The 17,792-nt window shown below is 68.8% G+C and carries 16 protein-coding genes; 9 read left to right on the top strand and 7 right to left on the bottom strand.

The features are described 5' to 3' along the window. Positions 1–3: 3 nt before the first annotated feature. Positions 4–1,233 (bottom strand): hypothetical protein, encoded by a 1,230-nt coding sequence (locus AB5J62_RS19215; protein WP_370949605.1) that lies wholly within the window; start codon positions 1,231–1,233, stop codon positions 4–6. An 812-nt stretch (positions 1,234–2,045) separates the two neighbouring features. Here AB5J62_RS19215 and AB5J62_RS19220 point away from each other — a divergent pair. From AB5J62_RS19220 to AB5J62_RS19235, 4 genes are read left to right on the top strand one after another with little or no spacing between them, the layout of a single operon-like run. Then, a complete protein-coding gene (locus AB5J62_RS19220; RefSeq protein ID WP_370949606.1) occupies positions 2,046–2,414 on the top strand; it encodes a roadblock/LC7 domain-containing protein in 369 nt (122 codons plus the stop codon). A 33-nt stretch (positions 2,415–2,447) separates the two neighbouring features. Next, entirely contained in the window at positions 2,448–2,819 is a 372-nt protein-coding gene (locus AB5J62_RS19225) for a hypothetical protein (RefSeq protein WP_370949608.1), read from the top strand. Between the two features lie 23 nt (positions 2,820–2,842). Further along, complete coding sequence (locus AB5J62_RS19230; protein WP_370949609.1) at positions 2,843–3,589, top strand: hypothetical protein; 747 nt, start codon at positions 2,843–2,845, stop codon at positions 3,587–3,589. Between the two features lie 14 nt (positions 3,590–3,603). Next, positions 3,604–4,224, top strand: a complete 621-nt coding sequence (locus AB5J62_RS19235; protein ID WP_370949610.1) for a hypothetical protein — start codon at positions 3,604–3,606, stop codon at positions 4,222–4,224. On the opposite strand, the gene AB5J62_RS19240 is transcribed toward AB5J62_RS19235, so the two are convergent. Both AB5J62_RS19240 and AB5J62_RS19245 read right to left on the bottom strand, forming a co-directional pair. Further along, the gene (locus AB5J62_RS19240) at positions 4,214–5,989 is read right to left on the bottom strand and encodes a hypothetical protein (RefSeq protein ID WP_370949611.1); all 1,776 of its coding nucleotides are present in this window, start codon (positions 5,987–5,989) and stop codon (positions 4,214–4,216) included. The genes AB5J62_RS19235 and AB5J62_RS19240 overlap by 11 nt on opposite strands. After that, positions 5,986–6,360, bottom strand: coding sequence for a hypothetical protein (locus AB5J62_RS19245; RefSeq protein ID WP_370949612.1), 375 nt, complete (start codon positions 6,358–6,360; stop codon positions 5,986–5,988). The genes AB5J62_RS19240 and AB5J62_RS19245 overlap by 4 nt, the downstream gene beginning before the upstream one ends. 202 nt (positions 6,361–6,562) lie before the next feature. Here AB5J62_RS19245 and AB5J62_RS19250 point away from each other — a divergent pair, with 202 nt between their 5' ends. The 3 genes from AB5J62_RS19250 (at position 6,563) to AB5J62_RS19260 (ending at position 9,969) form a co-directional block, all read left to right on the top strand. Next, positions 6,563–8,026 carry an alpha/beta hydrolase gene (locus tag AB5J62_RS19250; protein ID WP_370949614.1) on the top strand — a complete coding sequence of 488 codons (1,464 nt, stop codon included), beginning with the start codon at positions 6,563–6,565 and terminating at the stop codon, positions 8,024–8,026. A gap of 96 nt (positions 8,027–8,122) precedes the next feature. After that, entirely contained in the window at positions 8,123–9,304 is a 1,182-nt protein-coding gene (locus AB5J62_RS19255) for a sensor histidine kinase (protein ID WP_370949616.1), read from the top strand. Next, positions 9,301–9,969, top strand: coding sequence for a response regulator (locus AB5J62_RS19260; RefSeq protein WP_370949617.1), 669 nt, complete (start codon positions 9,301–9,303; stop codon positions 9,967–9,969). Before AB5J62_RS19255 ends, AB5J62_RS19260 begins: the two co-directional genes overlap by 4 nt. Positions 9,970–10,235: 266 nt before the next feature. Here the strand turns inward: AB5J62_RS19260 and ligD are convergent, their stop codons facing one another. Then, positions 10,236–12,233 carry a DNA ligase D gene (ligD, locus tag AB5J62_RS19265; RefSeq protein ID WP_370949618.1) on the bottom strand — a complete coding sequence of 666 codons (1,998 nt, stop codon included), beginning with the start codon at positions 12,231–12,233 and terminating at the stop codon, positions 10,236–10,238. 206 nt (positions 12,234–12,439) lie between these two features. Between ligD and AB5J62_RS19270 the strand changes: the two genes are divergently transcribed. Further along, positions 12,440–12,829 carry a hypothetical protein gene (locus tag AB5J62_RS19270; protein WP_370949619.1) on the top strand — a complete coding sequence of 130 codons (390 nt, stop codon included), beginning with the start codon at positions 12,440–12,442 and terminating at the stop codon, positions 12,827–12,829. Between the two features lie 45 nt (positions 12,830–12,874). On the opposite strand, the gene AB5J62_RS19275 is transcribed toward AB5J62_RS19270, so the two are convergent. Together AB5J62_RS19275 and AB5J62_RS19280 are read right to left on the bottom strand one after the other, a co-directional pair. Then, complete coding sequence (locus AB5J62_RS19275; RefSeq protein ID WP_370950297.1) at positions 12,875–14,446, bottom strand: multicopper oxidase family protein; 1,572 nt, start codon at positions 14,444–14,446, stop codon at positions 12,875–12,877. Between the two features lie 7 nt (positions 14,447–14,453). Further along, complete coding sequence (locus tag AB5J62_RS19280) at positions 14,454–14,855, bottom strand: hypothetical protein (protein ID WP_370949621.1); 402 nt, start codon at positions 14,853–14,855, stop codon at positions 14,454–14,456. A 58-nt stretch (positions 14,856–14,913) separates the two neighbouring features. On the opposite strand from AB5J62_RS19280, the gene AB5J62_RS19285 reads away from it, so the two are divergent. Beyond that, positions 14,914–15,810, top strand: coding sequence for a LysR family transcriptional regulator (locus AB5J62_RS19285; RefSeq protein WP_370949622.1), 897 nt, complete (start codon positions 14,914–14,916; stop codon positions 15,808–15,810). 3 nt (positions 15,811–15,813) lie between these two features. Here the strand turns inward: AB5J62_RS19285 and AB5J62_RS19290 are convergent, their stop codons facing one another. Beyond that, complete coding sequence (locus AB5J62_RS19290; RefSeq protein WP_370949623.1) at positions 15,814–17,754, bottom strand: DUF6042 family protein; 1,941 nt, start codon at positions 17,752–17,754, stop codon at positions 15,814–15,816. Between the last annotated feature and the right edge of the window lie 38 nt (positions 17,755–17,792).

A 17,792-nucleotide genomic window follows, 5' to 3' on the forward strand; every position in this document is an offset into this window, starting at 1 on the left:
CTTTCAGCTGATGACGTGTTCGAAACGCCGTGCACGGAGGCGGTTTCGCCGGTCCCGGACGAGCAGCCAGCCGAAGACGGCGACCTCGCCCAGGAAAAGCAGCAGGAAGACGATCGAGTCGAGGCGCTGCACGACGGTCGCGTCGCCGCCTGCCCGCCCGAGAACGCCCGTGAAGGTCTGGTAAGCGATCGGGAATCCGGTGAAGACCACTGTGGACAGACTGACCGTGTATCCGACGACGATCAGCCAGGAGTACCAGCGCGCTGCCTTACGATCGGCCGGATGCCAGAGGCCCGGATCGGACTTGCGGTCCGGCCGCCCACGCAGGTCGTGCCACCGGTTGACCAGCGCCCGCTTGGCCGTCGTGTGCAGGTCGACGCACCCCAGCACGGTGGAAATGAGCACGTGGATGTCGGTGCGCAGGTAGAAGAAGAACTGCCAGACCACGCGCATGAACGCGGCGAACACGATCGCCAGGCACAGTTTCCCGGTCGGCGCGAGCGTTCCGTCGCCTGCCCTGGTCAGGTCGGCGACGATGGTCAGTACGGCGATTCCCAGCAGATCGGCGAACATCCCGGCGAGAATGGGCAGGTAACGCTTCCGCCGGGGGACCGCCACCAGACCGTCGAGTGACGTCTCCAGCACGATGAAATACAGCCTGCGCCCGACGGTCAGTGTCGAGCGGACGCCGAGGCGCCGCCCGGCGAGCGCGTGGAAGGCCTCGTGCAGCAGCACCAGCGGGATCGCGACCGCGAACAGCACGACGTTGACGAGCGTGTAGTACTCGGTGAAGAAGATGTTGCGTGGCCGCGGCGCGAGATCGGGACGCAGGAACGTGACCACGATCGCCCAGCCGAACACGGCGGCGTAAACGAACCAGGCCGCGGGACTGAAGAGTGCGGCACCGAGCCGCTGCCACCGGATCGGCTCGGCGACGGCCACGGCTTCCTCGCTCGCACGGAGGAAACCGAGTTCGTCCAGGCACGCGAGAACGTCGTCGATGTCGACGTTCTCGCCGTATTCCGCCAAGTACCAGTCCGCGGCTTGCGCCGGCGTCCTTCCAGCGGCCAGCTCGCGGATCAGCGCGGCCCCGTCCGCCGGGAGGATCGCGTACGAGTCCACGTCCGCGCGCCCGACGGTGACCTCCTCGCCCTCTTCGAGGTAGACCAGCGGGTGGAGGTCCACCGGCAGCCCACGGTCGAAACGGGAACCGGTCGTCTGTGCATCGGTCACGATGTGCGCCTCTCGCGTGCGCACCGCCGGTGGCGGCGCCGGGCGGCGGGCACCCACCCCCGCCCGACGCCGCCGCGCGGTGCGTCAGTTCGGCTTGATGACGTACTTGCTGCAGGCAGCCGCGGTCAGGCGAACGGAGCCTGCCTTGCGGATCTGGATCTTCTTCATCGGTGCACCTCCCCCCATCGCTGGTCGAACGGCGGTTCGGGCACCACGATGGCCGACCCCGCCAAAGCACCGCCAAGAACGCGCCAACCACCCGCCGCGGGCGGAGACGGCCGGTTATTGGCCGGGGTCGTTGTGGGGGTCGTGAGTGATACGGCCGGTTCTATTGAGGGGACGGGCAAATGTGGTGTGTTGGACTTCGGTGCGAGGGGACCCCTGGGTGCGACATATGCGCTGAGGGGTCCCCTCACTTCAGCCCTCACGCCCGCAACACTCACGACCCTCGCGGAGTAAAGCGGGCTTTATCCCGCACACCACAGCCCTCGGGCATCCGCGAGTGGTAACTCTGCTCCGCTAGATGCAGCAGAGTCACCACTCACACCCCTCGCCCCCGCGCGTGGTGAAAAGATATCGGCGCCGGAGGATGGTCCGGTAGATCTCGGCTGTTACAGAAACGACAAATGCTTCACTCGATCGCGTGACGCGGGCGCTACTTATGGGTATCGATTGAGTGATCGGTAGTCGTGGTGGTAGTTTCCTTCGGGTTGGCAAGCTCGACCAGTTCCCCTTTTCTTCGGTCGCCCGTAATTGCGCGACGTCAATTCGATGCCCCGGGCCCGCTGCCTGGAAAAACAGAGAGTGAAGTAGTGGATTTCGAAGCATTGGCCGTCGAGTTGCGGAACCTTCGAGAGACCGTCACGGGGGTGTCCGACACGGTGATCGCCGCGGTGGACGGGATTCCGCTCATCGCCGACGCGGCGCCCGGCATCGATCCGGCTAAGATCTCGGCGCTCGCGGCCGCGAATCTGGGAATCGCCAGGCAGGCGGCCGAAATCACCGGAAGGGGCACGCTCAGTCAGACTGTGGTGTTCAGCAGTGAGGGCTATATGGCGGTTTACGCGATAGGCCGAATGGCGCTGATGGTCATCATGGGCGACAAGGATCTGAATGTCGGGCGCCTGCTGTTCGAATGCCGTCCGGTGATCGAGCGGATCAAGAAACTGCTGCCGGATTAGCCGTTTTGAATCGACAGTACAAGCGGAGGTTCGATGAACATCGAAAACGCCTTGAAAGAGTCCATGTCGATCGCCGGCGCGCTCGGCGTCGCGCTGGTCGACTACGAGAGCGGGATGTCGCTCGGCACCAGCGGGGGAGGGGATTGGCTCAACCTGGAGGTGGCGGCGGCGGGCAACACCGACGTCATCAGGTCGAAGATGCGGGTCATGGCGGCGCTCGCGCTCAACGACACCATTGAGGACATCCTCATCACCCTGCACCGCCAGTATCACCTGATCCGGCTGCTGGACTCCGTGCACGGGCGGAGCAGCCTGTTCCTGTACCTGGTGCTCGACCGTGAACAGGCGAATCTCGCGCTGGCCAGGCACTATCTCAAGCGCATCGAGGCCGATCTGCAGGTCTAGAGCGAGTCTCGGAGGAGGCGACGATGCCGCTGGGCGGTTCGAGCAAGGAGGCACTCGTCGTCGGCGCGGCGTTCATGACCGGGCTGGGTTCGCTCTTCCCGGTGCGGCTGAACCTCACCGGTGAGGAACTGGAGTTCGTGTTCGTGCTGCCTGATGATCGAGCCGACGAGCACCCGTTCGTCGAGCTGAAGAAGCGGATCCGGGCGCGGTACGCGTTGGACACGGACAGCCCGCCGCCGCGGTTCTTCGTCGACACCGGTGGCCGGTGGGCGCGGCTGCGGGTGGAACTCGCCGGAACCGCCGTCCGCGCGCTGATCGTGATGCCGGAGGAGGTGACGGCGCAGTCGCTGAACGCGCCGGAACTCGGGCGCTGGCAGGAACAGGTGTCGTGCGCGGTGCAGGTGGCCGTGGAGGAGATCGCCCGGATGCTGTCCCGCTGCCACCATCAGACCGGTGGCGGCGCCCCATTGGTCGACTTGGCGTTGCACTACGTGCCGGACCGGGGCTACGAGACCCGGTCCGCCGAGGCGCACAAGTCGATCAGGGAGTTCATCGCGCCGGTCAAGCCCACGTTCAAGATGCGCTGGCGCTCGGTGACGTTCGCCCAGCGCCGAGCGCTCATCGCGGAACTGGCCGACGTCACGTCCACTGGCCGCTGGCCGCGCCGCAGACTGGTCACCCGGACCATGGGGCTCGCACTGGAATTGCCGTCGTGGACGACGCCCGGCGCCCGTACGGTACCGGTCGACGTCGACCACCTGCGCGCCTGAAAGAGAGGAGTCACGTGCGTTTGTTCGCCGATGCGGTGTCCGGCCCGCCGTCCGCTGAACGGCTCGTCGGGCCGCTGCGGGTCCGCAAGCTGCCCAGTGGATTCGACGAACTCGAATGGCGGCTGCTGCCAGGGCTGCCCGCGCTCGTCGTGTACCAGGTCAGGATGACGTCCTCGCTGTCGTTGCTGCTGGCCTCCTGCGGAAACGCGTTCGACTCGACGCTCGCGGAGGTACGCGACAATGTCGAAAACGGGCTCATCGAAGAGATGGCGGAGCACTGGACGTCGTTCGCGCACATGGCGATGAACGGCCAGCGCGGCGACCTCTCCGATCTCGGCATCACGCTGGTGACCGATCCTGAAGACGGCGTGAAAAGCGCCTGTGTGGGCACGGTCGTGAGTTCGCGCGCCGGCGAGAGCACGGTGAAGGACGGCGTGGCCAAGGTGATCAGAGGAGGGGCGTCCGCGATCGGCGAAGGGGTGGAGGCCGCCGAGCGGTCGGACCGGATCCGCGGGCTGCTGGCCGCCCAGCCGGATCATGCCGTGCTCGACGGCAGGCTGGAGGCCATCGCCGCGGCGGGATTCCCCTTCCGTGACACCAGAACGCTGCTCGACTTGGATCGCACTAGAGGATGAACAACGGCCTGCCGTCCCTGACGGTGTAGAGCGGGTTGCCGAGCTTCTCCAGCCCGGTGCGGCGGATCAACTCCACGGTCTCGTCGAAGTCGCCCGCGACACCGTGGATGTCACGGTCCTCGTCGAAGAGTTTCCGTGCGGTGTCGAGGTCCGGCAGCGCGCCGGTCGACATGACCAGCCCGCCCCAGGCGAGTGCGCGGACGTGCCGGATCCGGTCGAACACGCCCGCGAGCCCGCTGGGTTCGAGCAGTTCGACGGCCCGCGCCACGGCGTCGAGATCGGGGGCGCGGTTTTCCATCGCTGCGGTGAGCACGGCGACCGCCAGGTGGGTGAACACCGTGGTGGCCTCAGTGGCGCGATCTCGTGCGATTTCCAGCGGATAAAGGACTCCTGAGGCTTGTTTGGCCACGTCTCGTAGCAAGACGAGGAACTCCTGGCTCTCGCCCTCCGCTTGTGAGATCGCGTCGCGGGTGTTGAGGAACGACTGCCGCCACTGCTCGCTCGCGTCGTCGGAGAACCAATATGAAGGCGGGCCGTCCGCGGTCGACAGGGTGATCGCGGCACAGCCGCTGTAGGCGTCGATCGAAACCTCGGCCCGGCCGTCCGCCGTGGCGCCGGCGGGCAGGTCGAACGTGCCCGTGCCGGTCATGACCACGGTTTCCCCGCTGGTGACGGTGAATCGGCTCCCTGCTGCGACGCCGATGGTCACCGGATGCTTGCCCAAGGACAGCACACCACGCTGGAACATCAGCGCCACGTTCCGCGCGAGGTCCTCGTCCGTGGCGTTCTCCAGGGTTTCGTCGTGCAACGCGACCAGGCGCCGTACGCCGAGTTCACTGGTCGTGTCGTCGACCTCCCAGCGCACGTTGCCGTGCCGCGCCCAGTCTTCGAACCGGTCGTGGACCTTGCGGTTTTCGTTCTGGGCGAGGAACTCGTCGAGGTGCGCCACATGGTCAGCGTGGCCGAACCGGACGACGCGCTCGACGAAGTACTCGCTCAGCCGGTCGACGGCACGCAGATCGTCTTCCTCGTCGAGCAGCTGCGCGATCGTCCCGAGGTCGGTGTAGAAGTACGCGATGAAGTAGGCGAAGAACAGTTCCGGGTCGCCGAGACGGGAGTCGACGCCCATTCCGGCGCTCCACAGCGCTTTCACCAGCAGATATCCGGGAAGGTAGCCGCCGTCCTCCGGATCGGCGGGCCGGACCAGCACGTCGGTCCGGCGGGCCACCACGTCGGGCCGCCTGCGCGTCGAGCCGAGGATGACGTCGAGCAGATCACGGGTCACCGCGTCGCGGTGTTCCTCCGGTTCGAACGACGCTATGACAGCGGGACCGAAGTAGTCGGCGACCCTGGCCAGCACCGGGCACAGCCGCGGCAACGTGCCGTGCGAGGACAGGTCGAACTCGGCGAACAACGCCAGGCCCTCGGCGAGCGGACGCTGCAACGCCATGAAGGCCTCGTACCGCATCATGGCGCCGGTGAGCCTGCGCGCGAGGCGCTCGTCGAAGCGGTGTTCGCCGCGGTAGGCCGCGGCGTCGGCCAGCGCGCGCTGGTGCAGCAGGCTCACCGCCAGGCCCGTGGTGTGCATGAAACACCAGTGATGGGTCGCCTCGTGCAGGAAGGCGGGCAGGCAATCGGGGGCGATATGACGCTGGATCAGGCCTTCGAGATGCTGGGCGACCTGGAACGACGAGATGACCGTCTCGTTGGTGACCGGGTTGATGAAGCTGCGTCCGCTCAGCGTGGACGCGAAATGCTCGCTCACCGCGGGTCGCCGCCGGTCAGTCTGTCCCACGGAATGCCAACGGCTGAGCCGAGTTGCTTCGCCAGCGCGGCGTCGATGGGCTCGCTCGAGGTGTCCCGCCACTTCACCGAACGCCGCTCGATCCGCCCGTCGGGGTGCTCGATCTCGATGACCTGCTCGAACGACTTGCCCCGGTGCCGGTACACGAGGTAGCCGATCAGGCCCTTGAGCGCGGCGACGGCCACGATGCCGGTCACCAGGCCGAGATCGCCGAAGTTGCCGTCGGGAACCGGGTCGTGGTGGAACGAGATCGCGTCGTCGTCGGCGAACTCGCCCAATTCGAGCGCATCGGCCCTGGACAGTCCTGGCAGGCGGAACTTGGCTGTGGACAAGGAAATCTCCCTACGGCACAGAGCGAACCGAAAGCCTACCTAGTCCTTTTGACCGATACCTGCCGACCCCGGAACCGTTCGCGCGCTTGATGTGCGGTGCTCGGGCTTTCGAACAGAATGGGATTCACGCACAGTCCGTGGCCGGTTTCGGTTGGCGGGCAACGATACGGCGCGTTCGCGTCGCACTGAGGAGGGGTTCCGGATGAGGAAAGTGTCGGCCGTCGCGCTCACGGCGGTGGTGCTGGGAGCGGGTGCGCTCGCGGGGGTTCCGGCGGGCGCTTCGGTGGGTTCTTCGGTGGGCGGAGTGCGGTGGGGACCGTGTGCGGCCGATGCCGCCTCGCCTGGACTGGAGTGTTCGACGATCAAGGTCCCGCTGGACTATCGGTCTCCGGAGGGTGCGCAGATCGACGTGGCGATCTCACGGCTGGCCAGCAAGGTGCCCGGGAAGCGCCGTGGTGTGCTGCTGACCAATCCCGGCGGACCCGCGCCAGGTTTGAAGTTCCCTGCGGAACTGGCCGAGGCGAAGCTGCCGCAGAGCGTGCTGGACAGCTACGACGTGATCGGCTTCGACCCGCGCGGCATGGGGCACAGCACCCCGGTGACGTGCGACCTGACGCCCGAACAGCAGGCGGTGGGCAACGTCCCGCCCTACGCACGCGACGCCGCCGACGTGGCGAAACGGGCCGAGCAGTCGAAGGCCATCGCACGGCTGTGCGCCGCTTCGAAGTCCGCCTGGCTGCTGCCGCACATCAGCACGGCCAACACCGCACGCGACATGGACCGGATCCGTGCCGCGCTCGGCGAGGAGAAGATCTCCTTCGCGGGTTATTCGTGGGGCACCTACCTCGGCGCGGTGTTCACGACGCTGTTCCCGCAGCGTGGCGACCGGATCATGCTGGACAGCAATATGCACCCCGGCGGCTGGGACTATCCGAGCGACCGCCTCTTCGCGCAGGGCTTCGACGACCGCTTCCCGGACTTCGCGAAGTTCGCCGCCACCAACGACGGCACCTACCACCTGGGCGCCACGCCGGAGCAGGTCACCGCGAAGTACTTCACGCTCGCCGCGCGGGTCGACCGGAAACCCGTGCAGGACATCGACGGCGCGACCTTCCGGATGCTCACCTTCGGTTTCCTCTACAGCGACAAGGGGATGCCGCTGGTGGCCAAGGTCTGGCAGTCGATCGACACCGATCAGCCGCTGCCGCCGCTCGGCGGCGAGCCGCCGTCCAATGTGGACAATCTGATCTCCGGCCGCTATGCCATGATCTGCAATGATTCCCGCTGGCCGAGGTCGGTCGCCGGCTACCAGGCCGCCGTGGCGCTCGACCGGCTCCGTCATCCGATGTTCGGCGCCGCCGGTGCCAACGTCCAGCCGTGCGCGTTCTGGGCGCCGCCGTCCGAGCCGCAGGTGCGCATCGGTGACCGGGGGCCGTCGAACATCCTGATGCTGCAGAATCAGCGTGACCCGGCGACCCCGCTGGTCGGCGCCACCCGGACGCGGCAGGCGTTCGGTGACCGGGCCAGGATGGTCACTGTCGACGCGGGCGGACACGGCGTCTACCCGTACCTCGGCAACCAGTGCGTCGACACCGCGGCGACCGCGTTCCTGACCGCCGGCCGGTTCCCGGACCGCGATCTCGCCTGCGCGGCCGAACGCCGCTGAGTGACCCGGTGCCGGGGCCGTTGAACCAGCGGCCCCGGCGCCGGTCGTCGATGATTGATCACGATGCCGTGCCGGACCGGAAGGACAGCCACCGAAGTGCTCCCGAGCAGCACCCCGCCGCAGGCCAGAGTCCTGATGGTCACCGAGGTCCTCGTAGTGGCCGGGCTCAACCTGGACCAGCTGATCCGGCGCGTGATCCTCGGCGAACAGGTGACGGCGGCCGAGCTTGCCTACTTCGTGGTCGGCGTCGTGCTCGGCGCGCTCGCGCTGCTGCGACGCCGCTTCCCGGCCAGGGTGGCGACGCTGACCAGCGTGGGAATCGTGCTTTCCGTGGCCTGCAGCGCGGTGGGTTTCCTGGTCGAACCCGCTGCCAAGATCGACGGCGATCCCGAGATCATCGCGTTGATGCTGCTGGTCGGAGCGGCGTGCCACCGGCTGCGGCCATTGCTCGCCAGTGTCCTCGCGGTGGTCGGCGGCCTGGCGATGGCCTTCGCGCCGGTACTGCGTTACGGCAGCTCGTCGACCACGCTGGCCCTCGCTGTGATGTGGGCGCTGCTCTGGGGTGGCAGCGTCATGGTCGGGCTGATCCTGCGCGACAGCGAGTCCCGGCGCGAGGCCGCGCTGGCCGCCGCCCGCGACCGGGAACGGCTCGAGCTGGCCCGCGAACTCCACGACCTGGTCGCCCACCACATCACCGGCGTGGTGGTCCGCACCCAAGCCGCGGGCGTCATCCTCGCCGACGGCCCCGAGCGCGAGCTGATCAAGGAGATCGAGCACGCCGGCGCCGAGGCACTCGGCGCCGTCCGGCGCCTGGTGATGATGTTGCGCAGCCCCGGCCACGGTTCGCCGGTCGCGGCGGACGACCTGGTCGAAGCGGTCACCACCGCGGTCGGCGACGACGAAAGCGTCACGGTCCGCCTCGCGCCAGGGCTGGCGCACCTCTCCGTGACGCCGGAGACGGTGTCCACCGTGCACCGCGTGGTACTCGAGTCACTGACCAACGTACGCAAGCACGCACCTGAAGCCCGGGAGGTCACCGTCAGCGTCGAGCCCACGGAAAACCAGCGTCACCTCACCATCGAGGTCCGCAACGACGGCCTCCGCCCCGGCCGCGTGCGCCGCGCACCCGGCGGCTACGGCCTGATCGGCATGGGCGAACGCATCGCCGCACTGGACGGCACCCTGTCGGCAGGCGAACACGGCGAGCGCTGCTGGCGCGTCCTCGCCGAACTACCCTTGCCCGCGGCCCGTCCGGCCGAAGGCGGTGCCGCACGATGACGCTCCGAGTGCTGCTCGCCGACGATCAGGCGATGGTCCGCACCGGCTTCCGCCTGATCCTCGAGCGCGAACCCGGCGTCGAGGTGGTCGCCGAGGCCGAGAACGGCGAACAGGCCGTGACACTGGCCCAGCAGCTGCGCCCCGACGTCACCCTGATGGACATCCGCATGCCGGTGGTCGACGGCCTCACCGCCACCCGCACCTTGGCAGGCCCGGACGTCGCGGACCCACTGCGCGTACTGGTCGTCACCACCTTCGACCTCGACGAGCTGGTGCACGAGGCCCTCTGCGCCGGCGCCTGCGGCTTCCTCCTCAAAGACGCGGGCCCCGGCCTGCTGGTCGAGGCCGTCCACGCCGCCGCGAACGGCGAAGCCCTGGTGTCACCCTCGATCACCACCCGCCTGCTGGCCCACTTCACCGCCTCCCCACTCCGCCGCCACACCCGCCGCGCCGACCCCCCACTGAGCCGCCGCGAACTCGAAGTCACCACAGCCGTCGCCCGCGGCAGAACCAACGCCGAGATCGCGGCCGAGCTGACCATCTCCCTCTCGACCGTCAAGACCCACCTAGCCTCGATCCAACGCAAGATCACGGCACGCAACCGCACCGAAATCGCAGTCTGGGCCTGGGAAACCGGCATCGTGACCGTCCGCGACGGCGCCTGAGTCGTGAGTTTTTTGCGCCAGGTGGGACGACGTGAACGCCACGTCCGCGACGTTGAACGTTGTGAACGGGGCGTTCACGTCGTCTCCCTGGTGAACCACACCCGATTTTCTGTCCACAAAGGACGCCAGGCGTGAAATGTGGTCCGCTATGCCTTATTCGCGCGGTTGTGGTGGAGTCTTGGACGTGACGAAGGGGGCCCATGTCACGCTCAGGGTTACAAAGGTGGCCTTTGTGTGCTTCGACCGCGCCCATCATGACCAACCACTCACGACCTCCGCGGGAGCGCGACGCGCGTTTCGTCGATCACGGCGAACAGGTCGCCGAGGCGCTCGACGCGCTCGAGCACGTCGTCGGCGGTGAACACGAGCTGGTCGGGGCTGCGGCAGGCGCGGACCTCGTCCCAGGTGAGCGGGGTGGACACGGTCGGCTGGTCGCGGCCGCGCAGCGAATACGGGGCGACGGTGGTCTTGGCGGGGTTGTTCTGGCTCCAGTCGATGAACACCTTGCCCGGCCGCAACGCCTTCGTCATCTTGGACACCACGAGTTCCGGGGTTTCGGCGGCGAGCTGGTCGGCGAGCGCCTTCGCGTACGCCGACGGTGTCTCGGGACTACGAGTGCGGATCCCGCAGTAGAGCTGCATGCCCTTCGAGCCGCTCGTCTTCGCGACCGGGGTGAGCCCGTCGGCGGCGAGGATGTCATGAAGCCGCTCGGCGACGCGTGCGCAGTCGACGATGGTGGTGCCCTCGCCGGGATCGAGGTCGAACACCAGTCGATCCGGCGGCCGCTTGACCGAGCCGCGGCCGACCTGCCATTGCGGGACGTGCAGTTCCAGCGCGGCCAGGTTGGCCGCCCAGACCAACGCGGGCAGGCCGTCGAGCAGCGGGTAGTCGATGGTGCCGCCGGTGCCTCGGGAACCGGTGCTGGGCAAGGTCGCGGTTTTGAGCCAGCTGGGCGCGCCTTTCGCGGCGTTCTTCTCGTAGAACTGCTGGCCGCCGACGCCGTTGGGGAATCGGATGAACGTCACCGGTCTGCCCGCGAGATGCGGGAGCAGCACCGGTGCGATGTGCGAGTAATAGTGGATGACCTCGCCCTTGGTGAACCCGTCCGGGTACAGCGGTTTGTCCAGATTGGACAGTGTCAGCTGCCTGGGTCCTACCTGCACGGTGATTCGCTTCGGGGGCGCGGGTTCCGGCTCGGCGGCCGTCGGTGCGGTGCGGGGCTCGGAGCGTGGGGCGATGACGTCGCTTGGCTTCTTGTCCGCGCGCAGGCCGCGCCACGCGGTGTGCCGCAGTCGTCCGGCGCCTCGGGTGAACTGGCGGTACACGACCTCGCCGACGAGCTTCGGCTCGACCCAGTGGGCGCGGACGACGTCTTCGCGCGGCGGCGCGATCGCGAAGGGGTGGTGTCGTCGTTCCGTCGGTTCGAGGCGGGCCATGAGCTCGGCGCGTGCGGCGTGGCTGAACCCGGTTCCGACGTCGCCGAGGTAGACGAGTTCGCCGGTGTCGGGATGATGGGCGCCGAGCAGCAGCCCGCCGAGCGTGCCGGTGAAGCTGCGCTGACCAGGCCGCCAGCCGCAGATGATCACCTCCTGTGTCTGGACCAGCGGATGCTTCTGCCACCCGTCCGACCGCTTGCCCGGCAGATAGGTCGAGCCGCGCAGCTTCGCGACCAGACCCTCGAACCCCGCCGCGGCGACGTGCTCCAGCAGCTGCTGTGGTGAGCGGCGGTCGGCGGCGAGCTCGTCGAAGGTGAACGCCCGCACGACGGCCACCCGGAACAGGTCGGGCATCGGCAACCCGGTCAGCAGCCGACGGCGTTCTTCGTACGGCTCGCCCAGCAGCGAGCGGTCACCGAGTCGCAGCAGGTCGAAGGCGATGAACCGGACGGGATCGTCGGTGAACGGCTCTCCTCGGTGCGGCGAGCTCTGGTGCTTGGCGAAACGGCCCCGGCGCTCCTGCAGCCGCCCGAACTCGGGCTGCCCGTGCTCGTTGTAGACGACGATCTCGCCGTCGAGCACCGCGGCCTCGCCGCCCAGCGCCGCGCCGAGCACGCCGGTCACCTCGGTGAACTCGTCGGTGAAGTCGAGGTTGTTGCGGCTGGTCAGCACGGTCGTGCCGTCCGGCGCGATCCGCATGCAGCACCGGTAGCCGTCGAGCTTGTACTCGTACACCCACGACGACCCGGTCGGCAGCCTGCCGCCGTCGGGTTTGGCCAGCATCGGGTTCACCCAGTCGGGAACGGCCGGCCGATCGGCGCGCGCCATGGCAGACCTCCCTACTCGCCGACGGTGGCGACCGGTGCGCAGTCCGGTGTGGACGGTCGGCCGCCGCTCAACCAGCGTAGTTCGATCGACCGCCCGGCGCATGGGTGCGATCTGGGCGGGATCTGGGCGGCGCTTCGACATGCTGGTGCGACGGAACCGGGAATTCCGGGTTCACGCTGGTGCTCTATCGACAGGGGGCTACACAAATGCAGCTACGCAAGGCACTGGTCGGGACGGCCGCGCTGGCCGCGGCGCTGGGCGGCGCCGTGCTCGGCGCGCCTGCCGCGTCGGCGCATGACGCGGCACTGCCGGTCTACCACTGCGGGGTCTATCCGCAGCTGTCGACGCAGTGCGGCTACGGCGGCGTCACGAACGGCCACACCCGCGTCTACGCGTGCGACACCTACAGCGACGGGATCGGCGTCCGCACCGAATACGAGCTCCGCACCGGCTGGTCGAGCGGCGTGGACGACGCGAACGGCAGCGACAAGGGGTGCAGCTCGATCACCCCGGGAACGGCGTCCAACCCGGTCGTGAAGTTCCGCGTCTGCCAGAAGTCGCAAGTCTGGTTCTGCACCAACTGGGGAACCGTCTGATCGGCGCCGCGGGGCGCGAGCGACCCGCTCGCGCCCCGCGGCCGGTCAGGTGATCTCAAGATTGGCCATCATGCCCATGTCCTCGTGCTCGGCGTTGTGGCAATGGAACAGATACCGCCCGCGATAGCCGTCGAACCGCGTGATGATCTCCGCCGACTGGCCCGGCCGCAGCGAGATCGTGTCCTTGAGGCCAGCGTCCTGGGCGAGCGGCGGCTTCCCGCCGCGCGAAAGCACGCGGAACCCGACCAGATGGAGGTGCACCGGATGGTGGACGTCGGCGATCAGCCGCCACAGCTCGACCTCGCCGAGCCCGACCGTGACGTCGGTCCGCGCCGGGTCGAACGGCAGCCCGCCGATCAGCCAGCCGTGCCCGCCGTTCATCCGCCCGGCGCGGAACGAAAAGTCACGCACCCGCACGACGTCCGACCGGCTCCACCTGGGTAGGTCCGCTGCCAGTGCCGGCGGCACGCGGCTGTCGTCGGCAGCGCGGCGCGCGACGCGGAAGGCCATCACGTCACGGGTCCGCCCCGAGCCGAGCCGGTTGACGATCGTGACCAGGCCGCCGACCGGGACAGCGGAGAAGTCGGCGATCACGTCGTAACGCTCGGCGGGTGCGATCGGCAGGGACTGGTGCGTGACCGGCGCCGCGAGCAGGCCCTGGTCGGCGCCGATCTGCACGAGATCGAGCCGTCGCCCGTCGTCGGTGACCGCTTCGAGTTCGTAGTGCCGGGCGTTCGAGACGTTCAGCAGGCGCAACCGGTAGCGCGCCGCGTCGACCTCGTGCACCGGCCACGGCGCGCCGTTCACGAGGATCACGTCGCCGAGCACACCGGCGAGATACGGCTCGCGGACGCCGGGCCGCTCGCTCAGCGTGGGGTCGAGCGCGGGATAGGCGAGTTCGCCGTCGCCGTCGAACGCGCGGTCCATGATCGCCAGCGGCAGCTCGCGCGGTCCCGACGGCAGGCCGAGCGCCTCCTCGGCGTCGTCCCTGATCATGTGCAGTCCGGCGAGTCCGCGCCAGATCGCCGGCGCGGTGAAGTCCATGCGGTGATCGTGGTACCAGAGCATCGCGGGCCGCTGGTCCATCGGGAACGTGTAGTCGCGGGTCATCGTGGTGACCACCGCCCGCGGATCACGCATTCCTTGCATGCCATGCATTCCCGGCATCGCGTGGTGCGCACGCTCGGGCAAGACCAGGTCGGTCGGGTAGCCGTCGGACTCCGGCGGGGTCCGGCCGCCGTGCAGGTGCACGACGGTCGGCACGGGCAACCGGTTGTGGTGCGTCACGACGACCGGCCTGCCGCGGCGCGCCTCGATCGTCGGCCCGGGGAACGAGCCGTCGTATGTCCACAGTGGAGTTTTGAGGCCCGGCAGGATCTCCAGTGCCGTTTCGCGCTGCGTGATCTCGTACCGGTCGACCCCGCCCGCGGTGCCGACCGGCTTGAGCACGGGCGGCAGCGGCAACGGCACGGTGAACGCGGCGGGCAGCGGCACCGCGCTGCGCAGCTCGGCGCCGGTGCTCGCCGGCCGCCGCGCCAGTAGTGCCGCGCCTGCCTGCCCGGTGACCGCGAGCAGCCCGAGCGCTCCGCCGATGCCCAGCGCCTGCCGCCGGTTCATGGTCCGCTCACGCACGGGTGGCCTCCACACGCGCGATCGGCTGTCGCCACACGGCGACGAACAGCACGACGAGCCCGGCGATCGTCAGCACACCCAGCGGGAAGTGCAACCACAGCACACCGTCCAAACCGGCGAAGTACTGCACGGTCTCGGCCGTCGCCACGGCGAGCGTGGCGGCGAACGGCCACGCCCGGCGCGTCCGTACCCAGGTGACGATCGCCGCGATCAGCTGCAGATAGCCGATGGAGGTGACCACGTTCGCACCGATCTCGTGCCAGCTCAGCCCGTCGAAGTCACCGCTCAGATACACGCCGGCGAACACGGGCTGAGCGAGGATCGCGACCAGATGCGCGCTGACGAGTGCCCGCATCACGTGGTCGGTGAGCGTGACGGTTTCCTTCGCTTCCATGCCTGCGAAGTTATGCCTTGAGTGCTATCTCGTCTAAGATCAGTATTGCTATGGAGTTATGCTCGGAGAGGCATGGAGCGCGATGGACCTGAACTCGCTCAGGCAGTTCCTCGTGGTGGCTCGGCTGGAACATCTCAGCCGCGCGGCCGACGAGTTGCGCGTCGCCCAGCCGTCACTGAGCCGCACGATCGCGCGCCTGGAGAGCGAGCTGGGCGCGCCGCTGTTCGACCGCGGCGGCAGGCTTCGGCTCAACGAAGCGGGCAAGCTGTTCCGCAGGCACGTCGAACGGTCACTCGGCGAGCTGGAAGCAGGCAGGCGCGCCGTCGCCGAGGCCACCAGCGAGGGCGTCCGCACGGTGCGGCTGGCCTCGGAGACGTTCCTGACGCTCACCGCGCCGCTGGCCGCCTTCAAGCGCGCGCATCCGGCCATCGAGATCGAGCTCCAGTGGTCGTCGGCCGACGACATGGCCCGGCTCTTGCGTGCGCGGGACGTCGACTTTTGCGTTGCGTCCCAACCGATCCACGCCGATGGCCTCGCGCAGGCGCGACTGCTCGACGAGGAGGTCGGGGTCGCCACGGCGCTCGACCATCCGCTCGCGGGACGCTCGTCGGTGCGCGTGGAGGAGCTGGCGGATCAGCCGTTCGTCACCGCTCGCCAGGGGCATTGGCACCGGCGCCTGCTCGACCGGCTCTTCGCCGCACGCGGTCTCACGCCCAGGATCGTCTGCGAGGTCGACGAACCCAGCGCCATCGCGGAACTCATCGGCGCGGGGCTCGGCATCGGCCTCGTGCCCGGCTTCGCGCGGAAGATGGCCGCTCAGCTGCCGCTCGTGTGGATCGGGGTCGACAGCCCCGACTGCCGCCGCAAGCTCACCCTGTTCTGGGACAGGGACAGCGACCTGTCGACGGCCGCTCGCGATTTCCGCGCCACCATCACCGGCTGGGATTGGGGTTAGCGCTCACCGGAGCCTCGGCCTGATGAAAATCGGCCGGTACCCGGCGATGCCGGGCATGGCGAAGTGTTCGACGACGCCGGTGTCCAGCCTCAGCCGCACGATCCCGTCCCGTCCGTTCACGCTGTGGGGAGCGTGCAGCAGAAGGGTGTGTTCGTCCTCCCAGACCGGGCCGTTGGGCGTGACCAGGCTCGTCGCGCAGCCTTCGGGGAGCGGATACTCGGCCGGTTCGCTCTCGCCGAGTGCCCAGAGGTGGAGTTCGCACGGTGAGTGCCGCACCGCGTAGGCGCGGTCGCCACCCGGCGCGAGTTCGGCCGTCGGGGGAATCGGTATCCCGCTGGGGCCGGCCACCAGCCTGCCGGACGCGTCGATGATCACCGCGGTGCCGGTCATCGGATCGAGCTGCCGCAGGTGGGCGGGGAGCGGTTCCGGCTCGGTGCCTGGTGTCCAGCGGAAGGAGACACCACCGACGGCGGCGTCTGATCGTCCGAAGTGGACAATTCCATTGTGGATTCCCGTGATGTGGGTGAATCTCTCCTCGTCGCGGGGCAGGCTGTGCACGGTTCCGGTGCCGAGGTCGATCAGGTGCAGTTGCTCCCATGGCTTGCGGCCGATGTGCCATTCGACGCCCGCGAGGTAGCGGCCGTCGGCACTGCGCCGCACGTGGAAACCGAGGTCGACCGGCAGCGTGCTGACAGTCCCGTCCCAGCCGACGAGGGTGCCCGGCCCGGACGACGAGAAGACCGCCACGCCGCTCACGGTTTCGTGCGCGCTGTGGAGATGCTCGCCCGGCACCTTCCCGAGTACGTGCGGATCGCCGTCGCGCCAGACCACGACTTCGCCGCCGCTGGCCAGGATTCCGGCGCGAGGCGGCGGACCGGGCACCGTTTCGACGCGCCGCTCGACGCGTCGAAACGGCATCGGCGGCGGGGGAGGAGGTGGGCGGCGGGGGAGCGCGGTGACCGTGTCGCCGTCGCGGGCGATGAGCCTGCCTTCGGCGAAGGTGACGACGTTCAGGACTTCGTTTTCGGGGATGAGCAGTCGTTCGGCGAGTTCGCTGATCGGTGCCGGATCGCTCCAGGCGGCGGTCATGGTGAGATCGCCGGCGATCCGGGTGTAGCGGTCACGGGCCGCGGAGTCGTCGAGGGTGGCCACCGCCTCCGGCGGCAAATCGAGCACGGTCGCGGCGGCAGGAGGGGCGGCGACACTGGCGTACCCACCGCCGTCCTGGGTGAGCAGACCGGCCGCGAGCAGCAACGGGATCGCCTCCCGGCGGGTAGCGGGCGTCGCCACGCCGAGCTGCGTGCAGACGTCGTCGAGGCTGTGCAGGCGATGATCTTCGGCGGGTATCGGCCCGTCGAGCCAGCCGGCGGGCCGTGGCACGTCCGGCAGTGGGAGCAGCCAGGCCATTTCCATGATCTGGTACCCGACAACGGCCTGCCAGCCTGCCCGCGGCCGATGTATCGGCTCGCGCGTGCGTGCGAGCCACCGCGGCGGCTCGCTGCCGGTGTCCGGCCAGAACTGGATCAGCCAGATCTCGCCTTCGTCGTCGGCGGGTTTACGGGACACGCGCGCCCGGAACATGCCGCGCCCGCCGAGCGCGAGTGCGGCGTCATGGGTCCCGCCGGTGAGCAGGCCGAGCCCGACCAGTCCCGACCGGCAGCGATACGGCGACTCGAGAACCTCTTCCCACCCATGGAGTTTCAGCGGCGGAGCATGATCGTGGGCTTCCAGCCGCACCCGCTGATACGGGTCGCCCGCGGTGCCGTGCAGCCAGCCGTCCCCGGCGGTCGCGACCGTACCGGACAACGCATCGGTCGCGTACTCACCGAGCAAGGGGTTGTCGTGCTCGGGCAGCGGTTCCTCACCCGGCACCCAGACATCGCGCACGACAACGGTCCCGTGGTCGGGCAGGTACTCGTCGTCTTCGATCCATCGAATGGCCACCCCGCGACGCTAGCAACGGCCACCGACAATTTTCGCGA

It is taken from the genome of Amycolatopsis sp. cg5 (assembly GCF_041346955.1).
GTDB lineage: Bacteria > Actinomycetota > Actinomycetes > Mycobacteriales > Pseudonocardiaceae > Amycolatopsis.